The 22015-nt window shown below is 63.9% G+C and carries 22 protein-coding genes and 2 pseudogenes; 17 read left to right on the top strand and 7 right to left on the bottom strand.

What is annotated here, in order from left to right:
- Positions 1–298: 298 nt before the first annotated feature.
- The 5 genes from ACT6VE_RS32545 to ACT6VE_RS32525 form a co-directional block, all read right to left on the bottom strand.
- Positions 299–886 carry a cytochrome b gene (locus ACT6VE_RS32545; protein WP_444802369.1) on the bottom strand — a complete coding sequence of 196 codons (588 nt, stop codon included), beginning with the start codon at positions 884–886 and terminating at the stop codon, positions 299–301.
- 7 nt (positions 887–893) lie between these two features.
- Complete coding sequence (locus tag ACT6VE_RS32540; RefSeq protein ID WP_444802368.1) at positions 894–1667, bottom strand: anti-sigma factor family protein; 774 nt, start codon at positions 1665–1667, stop codon at positions 894–896.
- A complete protein-coding gene (locus ACT6VE_RS32535) occupies positions 1664–2161 on the bottom strand; it encodes a sigma-70 family RNA polymerase sigma factor (RefSeq protein ID WP_444802367.1) in 498 nt (165 codons plus the stop codon). Before ACT6VE_RS32535 ends, ACT6VE_RS32540 begins: the two co-directional genes overlap by 4 nt.
- Before the next feature lie 15 nt (positions 2162–2176).
- Complete coding sequence (locus ACT6VE_RS32530; RefSeq protein ID WP_444802366.1) at positions 2177–2563, bottom strand: COG4315 family predicted lipoprotein; 387 nt, start codon at positions 2561–2563, stop codon at positions 2177–2179.
- A gap of 119 nt (positions 2564–2682) precedes the next feature.
- Complete coding sequence (locus tag ACT6VE_RS32525) at positions 2683–3252, bottom strand: YceI family protein (RefSeq protein ID WP_444802365.1); 570 nt, start codon at positions 3250–3252, stop codon at positions 2683–2685.
- A gap of 182 nt (positions 3253–3434) precedes the next feature.
- Between ACT6VE_RS32525 and ACT6VE_RS32520 the strand changes: the two are divergent.
- Positions 3435–3821, top strand: a pseudogene (locus ACT6VE_RS32520) (hypothetical protein); the annotation flags it as partial.
- An 18-nt stretch (positions 3822–3839) separates the two neighbouring features.
- Here the strand turns inward: ACT6VE_RS32520 and ACT6VE_RS32515 are convergent.
- Positions 3840–4769 (bottom strand): LysR family transcriptional regulator, encoded by a 930-nt coding sequence (locus tag ACT6VE_RS32515; protein WP_444802364.1) that lies wholly within the window; start codon positions 4767–4769, stop codon positions 3840–3842.
- Between the two features lie 113 nt (positions 4770–4882).
- Between ACT6VE_RS32515 and ACT6VE_RS32510 the strand changes: the two genes are divergently transcribed.
- The 7 genes from ACT6VE_RS32510 to ACT6VE_RS32480 are packed head-to-tail and all read left to right on the top strand — an operon-like array spanning position 4883 to position 11531.
- Entirely contained in the window at positions 4883–5857 is a 975-nt protein-coding gene (locus ACT6VE_RS32510) for an ABC transporter substrate-binding protein (RefSeq protein ID WP_444802363.1), read from the top strand.
- Positions 5854–6387, top strand: coding sequence for a 2-oxo-4-hydroxy-4-carboxy-5-ureidoimidazoline decarboxylase (gene uraD / locus ACT6VE_RS32505; RefSeq protein ID WP_444802362.1), 534 nt, complete (start codon positions 5854–5856; stop codon positions 6385–6387). Before ACT6VE_RS32510 ends, uraD begins: the two co-directional genes overlap by 4 nt.
- A gap of 55 nt (positions 6388–6442) precedes the next feature.
- Complete coding sequence (locus ACT6VE_RS32500; protein ID WP_444802361.1) at positions 6443–8032, top strand: ABC transporter substrate-binding protein; 1590 nt, start codon at positions 6443–6445, stop codon at positions 8030–8032.
- Position 8033: 1 nt separating this feature from the next.
- Positions 8034–9068, top strand: coding sequence for an ABC transporter permease (locus tag ACT6VE_RS32495; RefSeq protein ID WP_444802360.1), 1035 nt, complete (start codon positions 8034–8036; stop codon positions 9066–9068).
- Positions 9065–9961: an ABC transporter permease gene (locus tag ACT6VE_RS32490; RefSeq protein WP_444802359.1), complete on the top strand. Its 897-nt coding sequence runs from the start codon at positions 9065–9067 to the stop codon at positions 9959–9961. Before ACT6VE_RS32495 ends, ACT6VE_RS32490 begins: the two co-directional genes overlap by 4 nt.
- Entirely contained in the window at positions 9961–10800 is an 840-nt protein-coding gene (locus tag ACT6VE_RS32485; RefSeq protein ID WP_444802358.1) for an ABC transporter ATP-binding protein, read from the top strand. Before ACT6VE_RS32490 ends, ACT6VE_RS32485 begins: the two co-directional genes overlap by 1 nt.
- A complete protein-coding gene (locus tag ACT6VE_RS32480) occupies positions 10797–11531 on the top strand; it encodes an ABC transporter ATP-binding protein (protein WP_444802357.1) in 735 nt (244 codons plus the stop codon). Before ACT6VE_RS32485 ends, ACT6VE_RS32480 begins: the two co-directional genes overlap by 4 nt.
- A gap of 127 nt (positions 11532–11658) precedes the next feature.
- Here ACT6VE_RS32480 and ACT6VE_RS32475 read toward each other — a convergent pair whose 3' ends face one another.
- On the bottom strand, positions 11659–12552 hold the full coding sequence (locus ACT6VE_RS32475) for a LysR family transcriptional regulator (protein ID WP_444802370.1): 894 nt from the start codon (positions 12550–12552) through the stop codon (positions 11659–11661).
- 100 nt (positions 12553–12652) lie between these two features.
- Between ACT6VE_RS32475 and ACT6VE_RS32470 the strand changes: the two genes are divergently transcribed.
- The 9 genes and pseudogenes from ACT6VE_RS32470 to purU all read left to right on the top strand — a co-directional run.
- Entirely contained in the window at positions 12653–14104 is a 1452-nt protein-coding gene (locus ACT6VE_RS32470) for an aldehyde dehydrogenase family protein (RefSeq protein WP_444802356.1), read from the top strand.
- 4 nt (positions 14105–14108) lie between these two features.
- Entirely contained in the window at positions 14109–15104 is a 996-nt protein-coding gene (locus ACT6VE_RS32465) for a membrane dipeptidase (RefSeq protein WP_444802355.1), read from the top strand.
- The gene (locus ACT6VE_RS32460) at positions 15101–16795 is read left to right on the top strand and encodes a hypothetical protein (protein WP_444802354.1); all 1695 of its coding nucleotides are present in this window, start codon (positions 15101–15103) and stop codon (positions 16793–16795) included. Before ACT6VE_RS32465 ends, ACT6VE_RS32460 begins: the two co-directional genes overlap by 4 nt.
- On the top strand, positions 16792–17370 hold the full coding sequence (locus ACT6VE_RS32455; protein WP_444802353.1) for a DUF3726 domain-containing protein: 579 nt from the start codon (positions 16792–16794) through the stop codon (positions 17368–17370). Before ACT6VE_RS32460 ends, ACT6VE_RS32455 begins: the two co-directional genes overlap by 4 nt.
- A 10-nt stretch (positions 17371–17380) precedes the next feature.
- On the top strand, positions 17381–18385 hold the full coding sequence (locus ACT6VE_RS32450) for an Ldh family oxidoreductase (RefSeq protein ID WP_444802352.1): 1005 nt from the start codon (positions 17381–17383) through the stop codon (positions 18383–18385).
- 99 nt (positions 18386–18484) lie between these two features.
- Positions 18485–19489, top strand: a complete 1005-nt coding sequence (locus ACT6VE_RS32445; protein ID WP_444802351.1) for a glycine betaine ABC transporter substrate-binding protein — start codon at positions 18485–18487, stop codon at positions 19487–19489.
- A gap of 117 nt (positions 19490–19606) precedes the next feature.
- Entirely contained in the window at positions 19607–20479 is an 873-nt protein-coding gene (locus ACT6VE_RS32440) for an ABC transporter permease (RefSeq protein WP_444802350.1), read from the top strand.
- Positions 20480–20483: 4 nt separating this feature from the next.
- Positions 20484–21629, top strand: coding sequence for a quaternary amine ABC transporter ATP-binding protein (locus ACT6VE_RS32435; RefSeq protein WP_444802349.1), 1146 nt, complete (start codon positions 20484–20486; stop codon positions 21627–21629).
- A gap of 35 nt (positions 21630–21664) precedes the next feature.
- A pseudogene (gene purU, locus ACT6VE_RS32430) lies at positions 21665–22015 on the top strand (formyltetrahydrofolate deformylase); the annotation flags it as partial.

Genomic DNA, 22015 nt, shown 5'->3' with positions numbered 1-22015 from the left:
AGTCGTGGCCGGCACAACCGCCTGAGTTCACAGACACACGCCTTTCCCGGGCGTTGATAAAACAACGTGACATCGCCCCCAGTGTTCTCACCATCTTCATATGAGGCGTCGCTTCTGGCTGATGCCGACGGCGTTGCCCAATCCTTGAAACGGACCTGGATTAGGCCGAAAGAGTACCGCAAAGTTAACCGGTCGGCGAGTGGCTTGTGGCATGCAGAAAAATCGCACAGACCGACCGCCGACCGGTTAACTTTGCGGTACCTCCTGCTTTGTTCAAGGCTATTGCCGATGCAGTCCCTCAGCGAGAACGATCGCGGGGATGCAAGACTCGTGCTCGACGCCCTACGATCCGCGCGAGCATAGCGTCCCCCCGCACGAGGTGATGGTAGATTGCCGCGCTGGCATGGGCGAGCGCCAGAACCCCTGCACCATAAGCGAGCAACGCGTGCGTGCTCGACCAGAATGCCTCCATGGCATCCGATCGCGCCAGCGGCAGGTCTGGAACCACCACGAGGTCGAAGAGGAAACTCGGGATTCTCAAGGGGGATGTCGAGGCGATCAGCCAGCCGGCAAGGGGCACGGCGACCGTCAGCGTCAGGAGAAGAAGGTGAACGATCCGCGCCGCAGCACGCTCCCATCGCGGGGCACTAGCCAGCGGGACGGGCCGGACGCTCGAAAGGGACCAGGCGGCCCTCGGCAGGGCAAGGACGAGGACGAGGAAGCCGAACGATTTGTGCCATTGATAGAGATCGAACTGCAGCCGCGGATCATCGGCCAGCGCCTGCGTGAGATAGCCGAGCACAATCTGCCCGAAAAACAGAAGGGCGATGGTCCAATGGAAGACCATGGCCACCGTTCCGTACGACGTGCGGGTGTTGCGCAACATGGGCGTCTCACTCCAGTTGCTTGTAGGCTTGCGTCGCGATCTCCTGCAGTCGGTCACGCGGCAAATCGCCGACAAGCGCGCAGCTTATCGTCTCGTCGGTCCAGAAGAACGCCTCAAGCGGGTCGAAGCTCGCGTAGCGGAACGAGGTTTCGCGGCCTGCTGTCGCCGGGATGATGTAGAGCGTCACCCGACGCCCGGTCTCGTCCTCGTACATCAACTGCGCCGCCGGGCTGTTCGCGGCCGGTAGAAGCCGGCCACCGACCAGCGTGAGTCCGCCAGCCGCGAGGTCGGGAATGGTCAGCGAGCGGTCGAGCCGCTTGGACAGCCATGCTTGAAGGTGATCCGCCTCTGCCGCCCAGACCTCCACGGGACGGACGACCTCGCCGGCATAGACCCGGTGCGCCGCTATTGCCTCGTCGACCAGGGCAACCTCGGCCGACCGTACCGGCGCGAAAAAATCGTTCCCGTACCAACCGGCAACCGTTCCCGCGGCGAGCAGAAGAACCGCTGCCGCTGCCATCCGGCCGCAATGGCCAGCTCGAATCCGGGTCTCTCGCTCGATGTGATAGACATCCAGGCGAGGTGACACCGGCTCGGAAGCGGCGTGACCATAAAGCGTGCGCAGGGTTTCGTTCTGCCGCTTCCAGCCGTCCACCTCCTCGGAGACGGCGGGATTGTCCGCGAGATACGCTTCGACCGCCGCGCGCGCCGACCCGTCGAGCATGCCGTCGGCATAGGCGTGAAGGTCGTGCTCGATGCTCTTGCGTTCGTCGCGGTTCATTTGACTGATCTCAGTTTTTGCGATCCCGTCTCCGTCAGGTCGCGCAGCGTGGCGCGGGCGCGGGCCAATCGCGACATAAGGGTGCCAACAGGGATTGAAAGGACCGCAGCTGCCTCGGCATAGCTCATTTCCTCGACGGCGACGAGCAACAGAACCTCGCGCTGCTCCGCCGGCAGCGCCTGCATCGCCTGCGCCGTCTCGGCGAGCGCCGCCCGGCCCGGCTGCACATCGGGCCCGGCCGGATCGCTTCCCGGCATGGCCTCCAGTGAGATGGGCGCCAGTGAGCGCCGCAGCCGTCGAAGGTCGTTGCGATAGACATTGAGCAAGATGTGGAACATCCAGGAACGGACGGAACCCGAGGGGCGCCAGAGGCCACGCTTGCGGATCGCCCGTTCCAGGCTGTCCTGGACGAGATCGTCTGCGCGATCGGCATCGTGGGTCAGCGCACGCGCATAGCGCCTCAGCGCCGGCACGCATCGCTCGATCTCGTTCATGACCTGCGACATCGGTTACTCTTTGGCAACGTGCCAGACTCCGCCGACCCCATCCCCGGTGGCATCCCCGGGCTTCTTGTCGTTCTGCCACAGATAGAGGGGGCGGCCGTCATAGGCCCATTGCTTGCTACCACCCTTGCGCTCGATCTGGGTATACTCGCCGTCCGCCACCGCGTCCGCCGCCGCCGTCAGAGGTGGCCATTTTTGTGCGCAGGTATCGTGGCAGCTGGACGTGCCGTTCGCATCCTTGTCGAACGTATAGAGTGTCATGCCCTTGGCATCGGTGAGAACCTCGCCCTTGGCGGTGTCCATCGACTTGATGGCGCCGCCGGCATAGTCGTCCGCATGGGCAAGTGGCATTGTGACCGCCACCACGGCGGCGGCCAGTAGGAGGGAGCGCATGGCTTGAAATCCTCTTCGTTGCACCTTTCAAACGGGCAGCTGTCCACCCGTATTCCAATAGAACACCGAGCCGCTGCAAATAGTCCCGTCGGCGGGAAATTTCGCAGCGCGGACGGCAGTTATTTACGCCGTCCGTTGAGCATCATGTCGAAGCGGACGACGTTGGAATAGATCGGCGTTCCGACATCCATGCCGTAGGGCGAGCGCATCAGGTCGCCCACCACATGGAAGGCGATCGTGCGCCCCTGCCTATTGACCAGGGTCGCCTCGAAGGTCTCCCGGTGCGCAATGCCCCGGGCGGTCAGCACGCCCTGGATGACCGCCCGGTCGGAACCTTGCTGGCGGATAACGGTCGAACGGAACGTGATGACCGGATAGGCGTCAGCGTCGAAAACGGCGGAGGAACGCAGGAATTTCTCCACCCGTGGCTCTCCGGTTGCCACACCCTCTGGCTGGAGCGAAAAGTTCACGCTTGAGCGCCCTATATCGTCAGGGTGCAGGTCGAAGGTCCCGGAAAAGCGCGAGAAGACGCCGTTGATGCCGCCGCCGCCGAGCTGGGCGACCGAGAAGGCTATACGCGAGGACGCGTCGATTGCGTAGCTTCCGTTGAGGCTCGACAAGGTGTCGGCGCGAGCTGGAATGACGGCCAACAGCGCAAGAAGGCCGATCGCGAGCGGTGTCCTAGGCATAGGGAAAATCCTTCAATCGTCACGCTTCGAAGGAAGCGCGCCTGAAAGGAGAACACCGCACAAAAGCCGATAATCCCTCTATCCCGCCGATATTTTCACCGCCGGAAGAAAGCGATGGGTGTTGACACGTTGTTACCGGGAGAATGGGCTGCCCGATGAGCAAACCCACAATCAGCGATAGGAAGCGCATCATCACCGACAAATTGCGCTCATACGGCGCCGCAAAACGGGATGTCATGCCCGGTGTGGAACATCGATCGCACAAGGTCTGAACACTCGGGCAGATAATTCTCACCTGCCACCGCGAAAACGGGAGCGGACAATACTGGGGGTAGCGTCGAAAACGGGAGCGTACGATGCGGGGTTTCCGGTCAGCCGGCAGTCTGCATCGTTTCATCTCGATCTTCTCAGCGCTGCGAAATCTTTTCGTCAGCCCCCATCACAAACGCTCCGCTCTCGCGACCCACATGCATCGCATCCGCGCAATGGCACATTGGAAAGCCGTGACTGGCGCGGTTGCCCGATCTCAGACCGCTGCGGGAGAGATCGATCATCGCTCGGTAACGTGACAACTCCGTCGGGCTTTCTTACGGGTTGGCCCGGGCGGCGGCCAGCGCCGCTTCGATGACCGTTACCGCATTGTCGGCAACGATCTGCACGAGCGTGTTCAGGGGCTTGGAAGCGTCGATGGCGATGTCTGAGGACTGGGGGAGGGCGTCGATCTCGGTGAGTGGGAGGAAGCGCAGCGTACCTTCGGCAAGCTCGGTGGCGGCGTCTAGCTGGGAGGTGAAGGCGACATAGGTTCCGCTGCGGGCGAGGTTCTTGACGAGGTGCAGTGAGTTCGTTTCGACGCGGCCGTGCGGCTCGGCGAAAAGCCAGCTGTATTGCACTTCGAGGAAACGCCGGATCAGCAGCGAGCGGCTTTGCAGGGCGATGGGATAGGTCACCACGTCCTGGAATTTCACGTCCGGCCGGGAGAGCAGCGGGTGGTGCGGGGCGACGACGCAGCCGAAAGGCAGCGGCAGGGTCCAGAGCGGTCGCACGTCAGTGCGCTGAGGCAGGTTGAAGACGATGATGAGGTCGGCCTGGCCGGAGAGGAGGGCCGCGACTGCCTCGTCCGTCGAGCCGACCTGGATGGAAAGACTGATCAGCGGATGGGCGGCGGCAATGGACTGCACCAATTGCGGCAGGATGGTCGTGGCGTGACTGTCCATGGCGAAGACGTTTACCTGGCCCTGTTGAACGCCCTGCAACTGGAAGATTTCTGCGACCGCATTGCGCTCCTCCGCGCGCCAGCGATGGACGAGTCGGACCAGCGCCTCGCCGGCGGCCGTCAGCCGCATGCCTTTCGGTACGCGGTCGAAGAGTTTGACGCCCAATCGTTCCTCGAGCCCGATGATCTGGCGGTCGATGGCCGAGGCCGCGATATTCTGGGCACGGGCGGCGGCCTGGATGGAGCCGGTCGCGGCGACGCGGTCGAAATAAAGCAGCGCGGCGGGGATCAGCGAACGGGACATGCGGCCTCCCTATTCTAATTTCGGCAATGAATTGTTCCATAGTTTGATATAGACGGCAATGCCGGCAGGGCGCACACTCGCTTCAATCGATACCAATCAATAGGAACAGTGGCGTGGTCCAGCAGGTAAAATTCTTCCTGAACAGTTTTTTCTCGGGGCCGCAGGCGCCCTTCTTCCTGGCGGCCGACAACGGACATTTTGCGCGCTGCGGCCTCGACGTGCACTTCACTGAAGGAGAGTCGCTCGCCTACTCTGTGCCAGTGCTGGCGCGTGGCGGCTATGACGTCGCCTATGGCGACTTGAACACGCTGATCGAGATGAAGTCGGTCGATCCAGCCTCATCGCCGCTCGCCGTCTGGGCCATGCACAATCGTTCGCCCTATACGATCGCCGTCGATGCCGACGGGCCGGTTCAGGGGCCTGCCGATCTTGCCGGCCGCAAGCTGGTTTCGCATCCGGAAGACGCCGCCTGGAAGCTCTTCCCGGAATTCTGCGCCGCGACGGGGCTCGACATTTCGACGGTTGAGGTCGAGCCTTCCGATCTAGGCCATGAGGAAATGGTGCCGATCATGCGTGACGACGGCCGTTGGGAGGGCATTTTCGGCTTCGTCAACACCGTGCGCGCCCACACGATCGAGGCAGGCCTCGATCCGGACAAGGTGCTGCGCCACCTCGAATTCCGCCACTATCTGCCGGACCTCTATGGCGGCGCGGTGATGGTCACGCGCGAATTCGCCGAGAAGCACCCCGAGGCTGTGCGCGGCCTGCTGGAGGCGATCAATCTCGGCCTAAAGGATGCCATTGCCGACCCGGACGCAGCAATTGCCGCAGTCGCCCGCCGCAATCCGAAGATCGACATCAAGGCGAACCGTGCCCGGCTTGTCGGCACGCTGGGGCTGGAGATGGCCGGCCCGGAAGGCGGACGTATCGGTATTGGCGATGCGGATGACGGGCGTATCGTTGCGGGCGCCACGCTGATCGCCAAGGCCAAGGGGCTTGCCCGCGTGCCGATGGCCTCGGAAGTCTTCGACCGCCAGTTCCTGCCGCCTTTGGCTGACCGCGTGACCAGCCTGGCCGAACGCTCATGACCGCGCGGTTGATTGCAGAGTTCAATGCCCTGCCACGGGGGGATTTCGCCGTGGCGCTGGCACCCGTCTGGGAAAATGCCGACTGGGTGGCGGAGAAGGTTTCGATGGGCAGGCCCTTCGCCTCTGCGGCGGCCCTGCATGAGGCGATGTTGGCGCTCGTCCGGGCATTGCCGGAGGAGGAGCTGCTGGCCTTCCTGAACCGTCATCCCGATCTTGGCGGGGCGGATGTGCGCGCCGGCCGGGTGACGGCGGAGTCGGATGCAGAGCAGGGGGCGATCCGCCTCAACGCGCTGGCGCCCGAGCAGATCGCCGAATGGGACGGGCTGAACGCCACCTACAGGACCCGCTTCGGATTTCCCTTCATTCTGTGTGTGCGCCGGCACGACCAGGCCTCGGCGCTTGCGACCATCCGTGCGCGGCTGAACGGTACACGTGCAGGTGAGCTTGAGGCCGCCTTGCAGGAAATCGCATGGATCACCCGCTATCGGCTCGCTGACCGGGTGGTCGATCATGCGATTGCAGGACTCTAACAGACCGACAATAGTGAAGACCCCGGCGTACCGGGCCCTACGGGAGGAGGGGGAAATGAAGAGAAGACAGTTTCTTGGAAGTGCGGCCGCAGTGGCCCTGTTCATCAGCATGGCGGGCGGGACGGCTTATGCCGAGACGCCGGCCGACACGCTGGTCATCGCCAAGGTGATCGACGACGCGATTTCGTTCGATCCGGCGGAATCCTACGAAGACACGACTTCCGAGGTGCTGCACAACACCTACGAGGGCCTCGTGGAGTATGACGCGGCCGATTTCTCGAAACTTTCCGGCGGCATTGCCGAAAGCTGGGCCTTTTCCCCCGACAACAAGACAGTCACGTTCAAGCTGCGTTCCGGCATGACCTTCGCCTCCGGCAACCCGGTCACTGCCAACGACGTCGTCTATTCCTTTGCCCGCGTGGTGAAGGCGGACAAGACGCCGGCCTTCATCCTGAAGCAGTTCGGCTGGACGAGCGAGAATGTCGCCACCATGGCCAAGGCCCTGGACGACCAGACGTTCGAAATGACGATCGCCGTCGACTTTGCGCCTTCGCTGGTGTTGAACATCCTTTCCTCGGTCAACGCCTCGGTGGTCGATTCCAAGACCGTCATGGAAAACGAGAAGGATGGCGATTTCGGCCTTGCTTATCTCAAGGACAAGTCGGCCGGTTCCGGCCCGTTCGTGCTGAAGACCTGGAAGCCGAACCAGACGGTGCTGTTGCAATCGAACCCTGCCTATCGCCAAGGCGAACCGGCGATGAAGCGGGTGGTCCTGCGCCATGTGCCAGAGGCCGCCTCGCAGCGCCTACTGCTCGAGAAGGGCGACGTAGACATCGCCGCCAACCTTCCGACCGACCAGGTGAAGGCGCTGGAAGGCAATCCGGACATCGCCATCAGCCGGCACAACACGACGCGCAACCTCTATATCGGTCTCAGCCAGACGGTAAAACCGTTCACCGACCCGAAGGTTCGCGAAGCGCTGAAATACCTCGTCGATTACAAGGGCATGACGGATTCGCTTCTGAAGGGCGAGTTCACCGTGCTGCAATCCTTCTGGCCTTCGGGTTTCTACGGCTCGGTGGACGAGAACCCCTATGGCTACGACGTCGAGAAGGCGAAGGCACTGCTTGCGGAAGCCGGCTATGCGGACGGCTTTTCCTTCAAGCTGAGCGTGCGCAATGTCAGTCCTGCCATTGATATCGCCCAGGCGGTGCAGCAGTCGATGTCGACCGCCGGCGTCAAGATGGAAATCGTCCAGACGGACCAGAAGCAGTTCATCACCGCTTATCGCGATCGGCAGTTCGAGGCCGCGCTCGGCACCTGGGAGCCGGATTTCCTCGATCCGCACGCCAACGCGGCGACCTTCGCGCACAATCTCGACAACGGCCCGAATGCGGCCACGAAGACGGTCGCCTGGCGCAACAGCTGGAAGGACGACGCGATCAACGCACTGACCGACGCCGCGGTGAAGGAACCCGACGAGACGAAGCGCATCGAGATGTACAAGGACCTGCAGCGTAAGGTGATGGCCAACGGACCCTATGTCGGTCTCGTGCAGCGCACCTCGCAGGTCGCCATGCGCTCCAACGTCAAGGACTATGTGGTCGGCCCTGCGATGATCTTCTACCGGCTTGTAAGGAAGTGACGTGACCAGCCCGGCCAGACGGTTCTATGCCATCGCCAGGCAATCGGCGGGGAGCGCGATTTCGGTCGCGCTCACGCTCCTCGGCCTCGTTTTCGTCACCTTCGCCGTCGGCCGCCTCATCCCGATCGACCCGGTCGTGGCCGCCATCGGCGAGAAGGCGCCCCAGGAAGCCTATGACAAGATGTACAAGGAGCTCGGCCTTGACAGGCCGGTCTACGAGCAGTTCTTCACCTATGTCGGCAAGGTGGTTCACGGCGATTTCGGCAAGTCCGTCTTTTCCGGCCGCCCGGTCGTGGAGGATCTGGCAAGCGTCTTTCCCGCCACGCTGGAGCTGGCGACGATCGGTATCCTGATCGGTGTTCTGGTCGGTGTTCCGCTCGGCGTGATCGCGGCGGCAAATAACGGGCGCTGGCAGGATCAGGTGATCCGCGTGCTCAGCCTCTCCGGCTATTCCGTGCCGGTCTTCTGGCTCGGCATCGTGCTCCTGCTGGTCTTCTACGGCAAACTCGGCTGGGTGGCGGGGCCGGGGCGCATCGACATCGCCTATGACGGGCTTGTCGACGAATGGTCGGGCATCCTCACCATCGACGCGCTGCGTGCCGGCGAAATGGACGTCTTCTACAATGCGCTCTCGCACATGGTTCTGCCGGCCACGCTGCTCGGCCTCTTCTCGCTCGCCTATATCTCGCGCATGACCCGCAGCTTCATGCTGACCCAATTGAACCAGGAATACATCACGCTGGCGCGGGCCAAGGGCGCGTCCGAACGCACCGTGATCTGGCGCCATGCGCTGAAGAACGCCCGGGTCCAGATCATCACCGTCTGCTTCCTCTCCTACGGCTTCCTGCTCGAAGGCGCGGTGTTGACGGAGACGGTGTTCTCTTGGCCGGGCCTCGGCCTCTACATGACCAATGCGCTTTTTAACGCCGATCTCAATGCCGTCATTGGCGGTACCATCCTGATCGGTGCCGTCTTCATCCTACTTAACGCGCTGGCGGACGTCGTCTATCGCTTCGCAGATCCGAGGACCGCATGAACACCACGCTTGGCCAATGGCTGACAACTGACCGGCCCGCAAGCCGCGCGCAGGCCCGGTTCGTCCGTCTCACCCTTTCCTTCCGTGCGCTGCTCGCCAACAGGTTGGCGCTTGTCGGTCTTGCCATCGTGCTGGCGCTCGTCGCCATCTCGCTTGTCGGCCCCTTTTTCGTCGGCTCGCCGACGGAACAGGTGCTGGCAAACCGCCTGATGCCGCCGAGCGCGGAGCATTGGTTCGGCACGGACGAACTCGGCCGTGACATCCTTGCCCGCATCGTCCATGGGTCCGAGATCACTGTGCGCATCGTGCTGATGGTTTCGCTGATCGTCGGGCCGTTCGGGCTGATGGTTGGCATCGTCGCGGGCTATTTCGGCGGCGCAGTCGATGCCGTCCTCATGCGGATCACCGATATCTTCCTCTCGCTGCCGCGCCTCGTGCTGGCGCTCGCTTTCGTTGCCGCGCTCGGCACGGGCATCAACAATGCCATCATCGCCATCGCGGTGACGAGCTGGCCACCCTATGCGCGCCTTGCCCGCGCCGAAACCCTCAGCATCCGCAACAGTGATTTCGTGCGGATGGCTGAGTTGCAGGGCGCGTCCACGCTGCGCATCCTGCTCAACCATATCGCGCCGCTCTGCATCGCCTCCGTCGTCGTGCGTCTCACCTTCGACATGTCCGGCACCATCCTGACCGCCGCCGGCCTCGGTTTCCTCGGCCTCGGTGCGCAGCCGCCGCAGCCGGAATGGGGCCTGATGGTGGCCGCCGGCCGGCAATATGTGCTCGATCAATGGTGGGTCGCGACCATTCCCGGCATTGCAATCTTCGTCGCCAGCCTCGGCTTCAACCTGCTCGGCGATGGCCTGCGCGATGTCTTCGACGCGAGGTCCTCGTAATGTCCCGGCTCGAAATCGAAGACCTTCGCGTCGACTTCGCGAGCCGTACCGGCCCGGTACCCGCGCTACGCGGCGTCAGCCTCTCCGTTGGGGGTGGTCGGCTCGGCATCGTAGGCGAAAGCGGCTCGGGCAAGTCCACCATGGGCAGGGCCATCATGGGCCTCCTGCCGGCGACCGCCAAGGTTTCGGCCCGCCGCTTCCAGTTTGCCGAAACCGATCTCCTGAAGGCTTCGCCCGCCCAGAAACGCGCGTTGCGCGGTCGGCGTATCGGCCTCATCATGCAGGACCCGCGCTACGCGCTCAACCCGGTGATGACGGCGGGCGCGCAGATCGCCGAATGTTTCAAGCTGCATCACGGGCTCGGCGGCAAGGTGGCAAAAATCCGCTCGCTCGATCTGCTCGCTGCCGTGCGCATCAACGATCCGGAGGCCGTCTACGATCAATACCCACACCAGCTTTCCGGTGGCATGGGCCAGCGCGTGATGATCGCGATCGCGCTTGCTGGCGAGCCGGAACTCCTGATCGCCGACGAGCCGACCTCCGCGCTCGACGCTTCGGTGCGCACCAGCTTCCTCGGCCTGCTCGACCAAATCATTCGCGAACGCGGGATGTCCCTCATTCTGATCAGTCATGATCTGCATCTCGTCGCCAATTTCTGCGATCGGGTGCTGGTCATGTATGGCGGACAGGTGATGGAGGAATGCACGGCGGCCCACCTGACCGCCCCGCAGCATGCCTATACGCGGGCGCTCGCCGCCTGCCGTCCCTCGCTCACCGAACGGCTGCCGGACCTGCGCACCTTCACCCGCGATCCCGCCTGGATGGAGGCTAAATCATGATCGAGATCGAAGCCGTTTCTGTGGATTTCCACACCAAGGCCCGGGTGGTGCGGGCGCTGAAGGAGGTTTCCCTCAGCGTAGCACAGGGCAGCGTCTTCGGCCTCGTCGGTGAATCCGGTTCCGGCAAGACGACGCTGTTGCGCGCCATGATGGGCCTCACCACGACCAGCGCAGGTCGTGTGAAAATCGGCGGCGAGGTGGTGAAGCAGAACCCGTCGCTCTCCTTCCGCCGCCGCGTACAGATGGTCATGCAGGATTGCTATGCCTCGCTGAACCCGGTCCACACCGTCGACCAGATCATCGGCGAGCCGCTCGCTATCCATCGCTTCGACAATCCGGAAAAGCGCATCCTGCAGGCGCTGAGGGATGTCAGTCTTGGCCCGGAGCACCGCTTTCGGTTCCCCCACCAGCTCTCCGGCGGCCAGCGCCAGCGCGTCGCCATCGCACGGTGCCTGGCGATCGAGCCGCAGGTCATGCTGCTCGACGAACCGACCTCCGCCCTCGACGTCTCCATCCAGGCCGAAATCATCAACCTCGTCATGCGCCTTCAACGGGAAAAGGGCCTGACCCTCTTCATCATCAGCCACGACCTGCCTCTTGTCGCCCATATGTGCGACCGGTTGGCGATTATGCAAAAGGGCGTGGTGCGCGAGATCATCAGCAGTCAGGATCTGATCGACCGCAACGTGGCGCACGACTACACGAAGGAACTGCTGGCGGCATCTCTCTAGGTGGCTCTGGCACCTCCAGCGCGCAATAACGTTAAACTTGGATCGCGACGTAGGGCAGCCCTCTTAGCTCGGCGGCGTCTGGTGGACCGCCGCCTATGGGGAAATGCCGGCCAGTGCGGGGCGCTAGCTAGTTTCCGAGACGCTCGGCCACCAGCGCTGGAATTTCCTTGAGGGCGAAGGCGCGGAAGGTGGCGGCGATGGGCGAGGGTGGAACGTCGCGCCGCTCGACCAGCCCAACCCGGCGGCTCGCCGCCGCATCGGCGAGGTCCAGTGCCGCCACGCCCTCATGCGCGCCATGCATGGTCAGCGACGGCAGGATGGTGAGGCCAAGCCCCGCCTTCACCAGCGCCACCAGCGACGTGACGTTGTAGACATTGATCAGCGATTGGCCCGCGAGCCGCTTGTAGTCCTCCGCCTCGATCCTGTCGGACGCGCCATTGCGGATCAGCGTCGCCGCGTTGAGATCGCTCCATTCGACGGGCCGTTCAAGACGGCAGAGATCGTGGTCTTCCTTGCAGAGCAGCTTGAACCGATCGCTGAACAGCGGCGTGAACTCTACCCCGCCGCCGGCGCGGCTTTCGCCGGCAATGCCGATATCGGCAACCCCGCTTTCCACCAGGCGCCGCACCTGGGCGCTGTCGATGTCGAAAAGCTCCACCTGCACCTGCGGCCGGGTTTCCAGAAAGCGTTGCAGGATCGGTGGCAGCACGTTTGTTGCCACCGATGGTACCGAGGCGATCGACAGGCTACCGATGCGGCTGTGCGCGAAGGCGCGCATGATGCTGACGGACTTGTCGAAGCTGCGGATCTGCTCGCGGCCGAGATCGAGCATGAGGTTGCCCAGCGCCGTCAGGCTGTTCTTGCGGTCGGTCTGGAAGAGCGGCCCGCCGATCTCGTCTTCCAGCTGCTTCAGCGTCATCGACACGGCCGAGGCCGTGCGGCCGACGGCATCGGCTGCATCCTTGATGTTCCCGCTCTCCGCCACCGTGACGAAGACCCGCAATGCTTCCAGCTTGATCATTGTCGCCACTTCAATTCTTCTGAAATTGATAACAGAAATATCTGCTTGATTGAAGCGTGCCGCTGAAGGATTTTTCGTTCGAACAGAATGGAGACCGAAAATGGCAGAACGCTACGCCAACCTGATCGGCGGCCAATGGAGGCAAAACGAGCGCTTCCATGAAAACCGCAATCCGTCGGATGTCACCGATCTGATCGGCCTCTACGCACAGGCCGATGCGGCCGATGTGGATGAAGCCGTTGCCGCAGGCCGCGCCGCGATGCCGTCCTGGCGGGCGGTGGGCCTCGAACAGCGCCAGGCGATCCTCAACCGCATCGGCATGGAGTTGATGGATCGCTCTGCCGAGCTGGGCGAACTGCTGTCGCGCGAAGAGGGCAAGCCGCTGGCGGAAGGCCGCGGCGAAGTGTTCCGCGCCGGCCAGTTCTTCACCTATTATGCGGCCGAGGTGCTGCGCCAGCTTGGCGAGAACGCCGATTCGGTGCGCCCCGGCATCGAGATCGATGTGCGCCGCGAGCCGATGGGGCTTGTCGCCGTCGTCTCGCCCTGGAATTTTCCGACTGCCACCGCCAGCTGGAAGATTGCGCCTGCACTCGCTTACGGCAATGCGGTCATCTGGAAGCCGGCCAACGAGACACCGGCCTCGGCCTGGGCACTTGCCGATATCATCCACCGCGCCGGACTGCCGGACGGTGCGTTCCAGCTCTTGATGGGGCCGGGCGCGGTCGTCGGCAACGGGCTTGCCAGCCACCGCGGCGTCGATGCCATCACCTTCACGGGCTCCTATGAGGTCGGCTGCCAGGTGGCGGTTGCCGCAGCGGCGAACCTCACCAAATTCCAGCTGGAACTCGGCTCCAAGAATGCGCTGCTCGTCATGGACGATGCGGACCTCGACCTTGCCGTCGCGGCGTCGATCGGTGGCGGCTATTCCGGAACGGGCCAGAAGTGCACCGCCTCCTCGCGCCTCGTCGTGCACGAAAAGGTCCATGATGCCTTCGTCGGGAAGTTCGCTGCCGCCGTCGCCGCCCTGAAGGTCGGCCATGCGCTGGCGGACGGCACGCAGATCGGCCCGGTCGTCAGCGAACGTCAGCTTGCCGCGAACCTGGCCTGGATGGAGCGCGCCCGCGCCTCGGGCGCCGAGGTTGCGGTCGGCGGCGAGCGCCTGCAGCTTGCCCATGAGGGCTACTACATGGCGCCGGCGCTTCTGACCGGCACGACCAACGCCATGGATTTCAACCGCGAGGAAATGTTTGCGCCCATCGCCGCGGTGCAGAAGGTCGGATCCTACGAGGAGGGGCTCTCCGTCGTCAACGACACCCGCTTCGGCCTCGTCGCCGGCATCTTTACCGGCTCGCTCGCCCGTGCCACGCATTTCCGGCGCAATGTCGAGACGGGTTGCGTCACCGTCAACCTGCCGACGGCCGGGACCGACTATCATGTGCCGTTCGGCGGAAGGAAGGATTCGAGCTTCGGCTCACGCGAGCAGGGCCGTTCGGCGGCCGAGTTCTACACCCAGGTCAAGACCGCCTATATAAGGGCGGGGGAGCCGGAGTAAGGCCATGGATGCAAAGATCGCCAGCCCCCTCGTCGATTGCCTGCAATATGCCAACTGGAGCCCGAACGTCTTTACCGAGATGCGGGCGGGCGGCGTGCATGCTGTCCATGCCACCATCGCCTATCACGAGAATTTCCGCGAGACGGTGGCCAATATCATCGCCTGGAACCGGCATTTCGAGCGCCATCCGGACCTCATCTTCCCCGGCCGCTCCGGTAGCGATATCGAGCGGGCGATGCAGGAAGGGCGCACGGCCATATTCTTCGGCCTGCAGAATCCGTCGCCGATCGAGGATGATATCGGCCTGATCGAAGTCTGCCACATGCTCGGCGTGCGGTTCATGCAGCTCTCCTACAACAACCAGTCATTGCTTGCCACCGGCTGCTACGAGGGGGAAGATCCTGGCATTACCCGCTTTGGCCGCCAGGCCATCGCCGAGATGAACCGGGTTGGCATGGTCATCGACATGAGCCATTCCGCCGAACGCTCGACGCTGGAGGCGATAGAGATTTCTACCCGTCCGATCGCCATTACCCATGCCAATCCGCACTGGTGGCATCCAGCGCTGCGCAACAAGTCGGAAACGGTCCTGAAGGCACTGACGCAGTCAGGCGGCATGCTCGGCCTTTCGCTCTATCCTCACCACCTGAAGGACGGGTCGAACTGCACGCTGGAAAGTTTTTGCGCCATGGTCGCGGAGACAGCGTCGCGCTACGGCGTCGAGCATGTCGGCATCGGCAGCGATCTATGCCAGGACCAGCCGGATTCGGTGGTGACCTGGATGCGCAACGGCCGCTGGTCGAAGGCGACGGATTACGGCGAAGGGTCGGCGGCAGCGGCGGGTTTCCCCCGGCAGCCGCAGTGGTTCAACAGCAATGCGGATCTCGGTAACTTGCGCCACGGCCTGCGCAATGCCGGCTTCTCCGAAGAGGAAGCCGGCGACATCATGGGCGGCAACTGGCTGCGGTTCTACAACGCGTCTTTCGGGCCGGTGGCATGACCAGTCGGGCGCTCGACCTCACGACAGGGCCGGCGCTGGCGCTGCGTTCGCCGGATGTCGTCATGCGTCTGCGGCGGATGGGGGCCTCCTTCCCGACGCGGCTGAGCTTCCTGCGCAGTCTGATCCGTTGCCTTGCCGCAAGTGGCACGACGGTACGCCGCCCGGTCTGGAACATGGATGACGAGGGTTTTGGCGATGCGGTCTATACACTCAAGCTCGGCGGCCACGACTACAGCCTCGTCGCCTTTTCCTGCCCGCTTCCCGACGACCAGCGCTCCGACCGGGTGATCGCCGAAGCCTGGGATACCAGCTACGTACTCTATGACGGCATTCCCGATGCCGCCGAGATCGACCGGCTGCGGGCGAATGCCCCCCGTCAGGAGGCGGGGCGTTTTGGCCCGCGCGACCTGGTGCTGAGCCGCGCCAATAAGTCCGTGCGTTTCTTCGAACATGTCGCCAACAGTCTGGCGCAGGGCCGTCAGCCGGACCGGCAGCGCCTCGGCGAAGTCGGCTACCTGCTGCGCACCACGGCCGTATATGGCAACGGCAAGTTCGGCATTGCCGATCGTTTCGTGCTGGCGGAACGCGACGGGCTTGAAGGCCCCTTCCAGGCGGAGATGCTGACCGTCTGGCTGATCCGCGAATTCTCCCATGACCTCGTCGAACATGTCGCCAAACGCCGTGCGCCAGAAACCTTCGTGCCGCTGGCGCCGGAGCTTCGCCGCCACGTCGGGGTTGGCAATTCCACTGGCCTCGGCATGGCGCCGTTTCTTGCGAACCATCCAGTGCTGTTGAACAACTGGGTGCTCGCCCGCGAGACCGCTCTGGCGCGTGTGCGGGCGAAGCCGTATCTGGATGCGGCGGGGCTGAACCGGCTGGCCGATCTCTGGCGGCAGGCGAGCCAGCATCTCGATCAATGGTCGGTTGCGGACGAGGCCCTGATGGCGCGCATCCTGTGCCTGCGCACGGAATGGGCAGAAGCCGAAGGCTGGATTGATCCTACAAGGCTGCTGGCCACGGCGTTCCCGGTCGCCTCACTGCTGGACCGTTCGCAATCCCTGTCCGTGGATTTCCAGGAATTGCTGGTCGCATTCGTGATCGAAATGGCGGGTGCGGAGAACGACGACCTTGCGGACGGCATGGCGGCCGCGCGGGAAGGGGGGCTTGAACCGGGCATGCGGGTCGCGGCCCTCCGCGGGCTCCTGCCCGACCACTACGGCTGGGCCATGGCCATTGCCTTCGATGCGCCGGCCGAAATCGCCCAGTTCTGGTATGTCTCGGAAGAGAAGCTGGAACCGCGCCTCGGCCGCCGCGCCGCCGAGCCCGGCGCGGATCTGGAACTGCCGCTCGACATTGCCCGTCAGGTGCAAAGGCTCGCCGCCGATCTTTCGGATGCGCCGGACGCTCAAACCGTCGCCGCCTTCCTCGCGCGTCTCCCGCAGCATCGCCATGCGGTGCGCCGCATCCAGACAACGGCCGCCGCGTCCTATGCGGAAATCCGCGACAACCTGCTGTCGGATCGCTGCCTGCCCATCGACATGCTGCGCTGCAAGCTCGCCTTCTTCGGCGCGTCGAAATTCGATCCACGTTCGGATCGCTGGACCCGCATCACGCTCTTCCAGGGTGCACCGACGGCGAGCGAGATCGCGGCGGGCGAAACCGACAATTGCTGGCTCCCGGTGCTGCCATGACGATGATCTTTCTCTCCTACAACGAAGTGCAGTCGCTCACCCGCAAGGCGGCCAGCGGCGCCGGCCTACCCCATGGCGCCGCAGACGATATCGGTCAGGCCGCCGTCTGGCTGTCGGCGCGCGGTGTCGATGCCGTCCGGGCTGTCGTCGATGCCCTCGCCGATAGCGGGAGGGGCCGAAAGGCAATTCTCGATGGCCAGGCAGCCATCGATGCACTGTGCTGTGGCGAGGCGGAACAAATCTTGCCGCAAGATCGGGATAGCGGCCTACTGCTGATCGGCCTTGCCGGTGCAGCGGCAATGGACACGGGCTTGAACCTTGCCATGCAGCAGGGAAATGGCGCTGTCGTGCCGCTTGCACGGGTGAGTGATGCCGGCGGCTTGGTGCCCGATATGACGACCTTGCGACTTATGCCTGACGATGACGCGCCCGCGCGCTCCGGAACACCCCGGCCAACGGCGACCGATGCCACGGCCTATGCGGCGGCGCTCGGCCTGGCGGCGAAGACCTACGTGCCGGCTTCGGAATTGTCACGCACCCAGGGCGCCGGCGCCGGTACCACCGACAACGATTGAGGATGTTTCCATGACGGAACGGATGATGACGCTCGCCGCGGTCGAGCACCTGTGCCTGCGTGCCCTGCTGGCGGCCGGAACCAGCGAGGACAATGCGGCCGCCGTCGCCCGCTCGACGATGCTGGCGGAGCGCGATGGCATTCGCAGCCACGGCCTGCTCTACGTGCCGATCTATGCGGAACATGTGCGCTCTAGCAAGGTCGATGGCATGGCGCGTCCCGTCGTGTCGCAGCCGCGTCCCGGCGCGATCGTCGTCGATGCGGCGACCGGCTTCGCGCATCCGGCGATCGATGCCGGCTGGGAGCGTTTCATCGCCGCCGCGCGCGAAAATGGCGTCGCCGCGATGACGGTGTTCAACTCCTACAATTGCGGCGTGCTCGGCCATCATGCCGAGCGCATCGCCGAAGCGGGCATGCTCGGCCTCTGCACCACCCACGCGCCGGCCTCCATCGCGCCCCCCGGCGGGCGCATGCCGGTCATCGGCACCAATCCCTTCGCGCTCGGCATTCCCGGTGACGCGGGCGGGGCTGCGCTCGTTCTCGACCAGTCGGCGAGTGTCGTGGCGAAATCGGAAATCCTTTTGCGTTCACGCGAGGGACGGCCGATCGAGCCCGGCTGGGCGCTCGACGCGGAGGGGACGCCGACACTGGACCCGGCCGCGGCGCTCAAGGGGTCGATGCTGCCCGCCGGCGGGCACAAGGGGTTCGGTGCCGGGCTTCTCGTCGAAATCCTCGCCTCCTGCCTGTCCGGGGCGGTCCTCAGCAAGGATGCGAGCCCGTTTTCCGGCACGGCGGGCGGTCCGCCGAAAACCGGCCAATGTTTCATCGCCTTCGACCCGGCGGCTTTCTCGGAGGGCTTTTCGCAACAGGTCGCAAGCCTCCTCGGTGCCATTGCCGCGCAGGAAGGCGCCCGTCTTCCCGGTGGTCGCCGGCAGGCCGCGCGGCGGCGCACCGAACGAGACGGCGTACCGGTTGACGCCGCGCTGATCGAGCGGATCGAAACGCTCTTCCGCTAAAGTTTTTCTGAAATGCGGATCAGTTATTTCGGTTTGATAAAAGTCGCCGCTTTCGACATCGTAACCGTCAGACCACCACAACCACAAAAGGGAACGGACATGAAGATCAAGACATCCATTCTTGCGGGGGCCTGCCTGTCCTGCATGGTTCTCGGCGGCACTGCCGCTCAGGCCGCGGAATGCGGCACGACCGACCCGATCACCGTCGCCGAAATGACCTGGCTTTCCGCCGGCACGCTCGCCTATGTGACCAAGGCGATCCTTGCCGAAGGCTACGGCTGCACCGTCCAGATCGTACCCGGCGACACGGTGCCGACCGCATCCTCCATGCTGGCCAAGGGCGAGCCGGACATCGCGCCGGAGCTCTGGGTCTCGACCGTCAAATCGACCTGGGACCAGATGCTGGCGAAGGGCACCGTCTACAAGGCCGGCGACATCTTTGCGAGCGGCGGTCAGGAGGGCTGGTGGATTCCGGACTATGTCGCCGAAGCGCATCCGGAAATCCGCTCCGTCAGTGACCTCAAGGACAATTGGCAGGTGTTCGAGGATGCCTCGGCGACCGGCAAGGGCCGTTTCTATGCCTGCCCGCCCGGCTGGGGCTGCGAGATCATCACCAACAACCTCGTCAAGGCGCTCGGCCTCGAAGAGACCTATGAAATCTATCCGACCGGTTCCGGCGCCAACCTGAAAGCCACCATCGCCCGCCAGGTGTCGCGCAAAAAACCCTTCATCGGCTGGTACTGGGGCCCGACCGAGGTGATCGGCAAATACAAGCTGAAGGTGCTCGACATGCCGGCCTATGATGCGGCCAAGTTCACCTGCCTCACTGATGCAAAGTGCGAAAAGCCGGAACTGACCGGCTGGGCCGTCGGCGAAGTGGCAGTCGCAGCTACGACCAGCCTGAAGGAAAAGGCCCCGGCCGTCGCCGAATTCCTGTCGAAGATGCAGGTGCCGAATGCCGAGATCAGCGACGTGCTGGCCTGGGGCGATGACAACAAGGCCTCGCCGGAAGAGGTCGCCACGCATTTCTTCAAGAACTACGAAGCGATCTGGACCAAGTGGGTGCCAGCCGATGTTGCCGAGAAGGTCAAGGCCTCGCTCTGAGGCCCGCCTTGTAAGGCCGGCGCAATCCCCCCGGTTGCGCCGGCCTCGCAAAACTCCTTTGCCGATGCTTCGCACCCACCGCGACCGGCAAGAGACGACCCCTGAAAGGCTTGTGCCGTGGCAGACAATTTTCCCGAATTCTTCGACACGCGCAGCCTTCGCTTCGCCATCGACGACGGCTTCAGCTGGATCGTGGCAAACTACGGCGACATGTTCGAACGGTTGCTGATGCCGCTGCTCAAACTCCTGAGTGGTATGGAAACCTTCCTGCAATGGTTGCCCTGGTATGTCACGATCGCCGCCATCGCCGCCCTGACCTATTCCGCCTCGCGGAGCCTGAAGGCGACCGCCGGGGCTGCCGTCATGCTTGTCTCCATCGGTGCGCTGGGCCTGTGGAACGACGCCATGGCGACGATCGCGCTCATGCTCGCCGCAACCGTGGTGGCCGTGGTGGTCGGTATTCCGCTCGGTATCGCGATGGCGCGTTCGGACTGGCTGCGCTCGATGGCGTTGCCGTTGCTCGACATCATGCAGACGCTGCCGATCTTCGTCTATCTCATCCCCTTCGTCATGTTGTTTGGCCCGGGGAAGATTCCGGCCATCCTTGCCACCGTGTTCTTCGCCATTCCGCCGGTCATCCGGCTCACCGATCTCGGCATTCGCCAGGTCGATAGCGAGGTGGTCGAGGCGATCACCGCCTTCGGCGCGACGCCGCGGCAGAAACTCTTCAAGGTGCAGATTCCGCTCGCCCTGCCGACTATCATGGCCGGCGTCAACCAGACGACGATGATGGCGCTCTCCATGGTGGTCATAGCCTCGATGATCGGCGCGGGCGGCCTCGGCTACCAGGTGTTGCAGGGTATCCAGCGGCTGGAGGTGAGCCGCGGCCTCATCGCCGGCATTGCCATCGTCTTCCTCGCCGTGATCTTCGATCGCATCGCCCAGTCCTATGGACGGCGCGCCCAGAAACATCTTGCCAGCGGGGAGTGAAGCCGTGATCGCTTCCGACGTGAAAATCCAGGTCGACAAGGTCTACAAGATTTTTGGCAACCGCCCGGACGATGCGATTGCAGAGCTGCGCACCGGGGCGCAAAAGGCCGAGGTGCTGCAGAAAACCGGCTGCATCGTCGGCCTCAAGGACATCGACTTTTCGATCCGTCGCGGCGAGACTTTCGTCATCATGGGCCTGTCGGGTTCGGGAAAATCGACCCTGATCCGCCATTTCAACCGGCTGATCGAGCCCACTGCCGGCCGCATCCTCGTCGATGGCCGCAATATCATGGACATGAATGCCAAGGAGCTTCTGGCCTTCCGCCGAAATGGCATTTCCATGGTGTTCCAGCGTTTTGGCCTTTTGCCGCACCAGACCGTGCTGGAAAACACCATCTGCGGGCCGATCCTGCAGGGCGTAAACCGGCGCGAGGCCGTGGCGCTCGGCATGGAACAGCTCGAGCTCGTCGGGCTCAAGGGTTTCGAAAACCGCTTTCCGCGGCAGCTTTCGGGCGGCATGCAGCAGCGCGTCGGCCTTGCCCGGGCGCTCGCGACGAAGGCGGAGGTGCTCCTGATGGACGAGGCCTTCAGCGCGCTCGACCCGCTGATCAAGAGCGACATGCAGGAGCAGCTGAAAGATATCCAGGCGCGGCTGAAGAAGACGATCATCTTCATCACGCATGATCTCGACGAGGCGCTGCATCTCGGCGACCGCATCGCCATCCTGAAGGACGGCGAGTTGCGCCAGGTCGGCACGGGGGAGGAAATCCTGTTTCGCCCCGCCGATGACTACGTCGAGCGCTTCGTGCGCAAGGTCGATCTGTCGCGGGCGATGTATGCCTATGAGGCGTTTGAAAAGGTCCCGATCCTGACGGCGGCCGAGGCGACCCCCGAGCGGTCGGCTGCGCTGCTGCGGGAGCATTCGGGCGTCGTCGTCATCAACGGTGTCGCGCCGCGCCTTCTCGCCCGCGGAGCGTCTGGCGAGGCGATCTCGGTGGCGTCCGTTGATGCGGGTGCCGCCATCGGCCAGTGTTTTCCGCTGCTCGCCGCGCACGATGCGATCCTCGTGACGGAGGGCGGCGCGGCGACCGGCATGCTGACGCGCGAAATGGCCTTCAAGGCTCTGGCCCGCTCGGCGCGCCCGACCTGAAGCGCGTCAGCGCGCCATCCAAGAGAAAAGAATCGATGAAAAGCCACGTCCTGACAGTATCCTGCCAATCGACCCGCGGCATCGTTGCCGCGATCACCGGCTACCTCGCCGAGAAGGGGTGTTACATCTCGGATTCGTCGCAGTTCGACGACCTCGAAACCGGCCTGTTCTTCATGCGCCTCACCTTCCTGTCCCAGGAAGGTGTTTCGGAGGAAGACATCAAGGCCGGCTTCGCGCCGGTCGCAAAAAAGTTCGCGATGACCCACCGCTTCAACGACAGCGACGAGCGCATGAAGGTGCTGCTCATGATGTCGCGCTTCGGTCATTGCCTGAACGACCTGCTCTACCGCTGGAAGATCGGCGCGCTGCCGATCGACATCGTCGGC

The organism is Shinella sp. (assembly GCF_052438155.1).
In the GTDB taxonomy this organism is placed as follows: Bacteria; Pseudomonadota; Alphaproteobacteria; order Rhizobiales; family Rhizobiaceae; genus Shinella.
The sequence above is the reverse complement of the archived record's forward strand: the minus strand, read 5'-3'. Positions and strand labels throughout refer to the sequence as shown.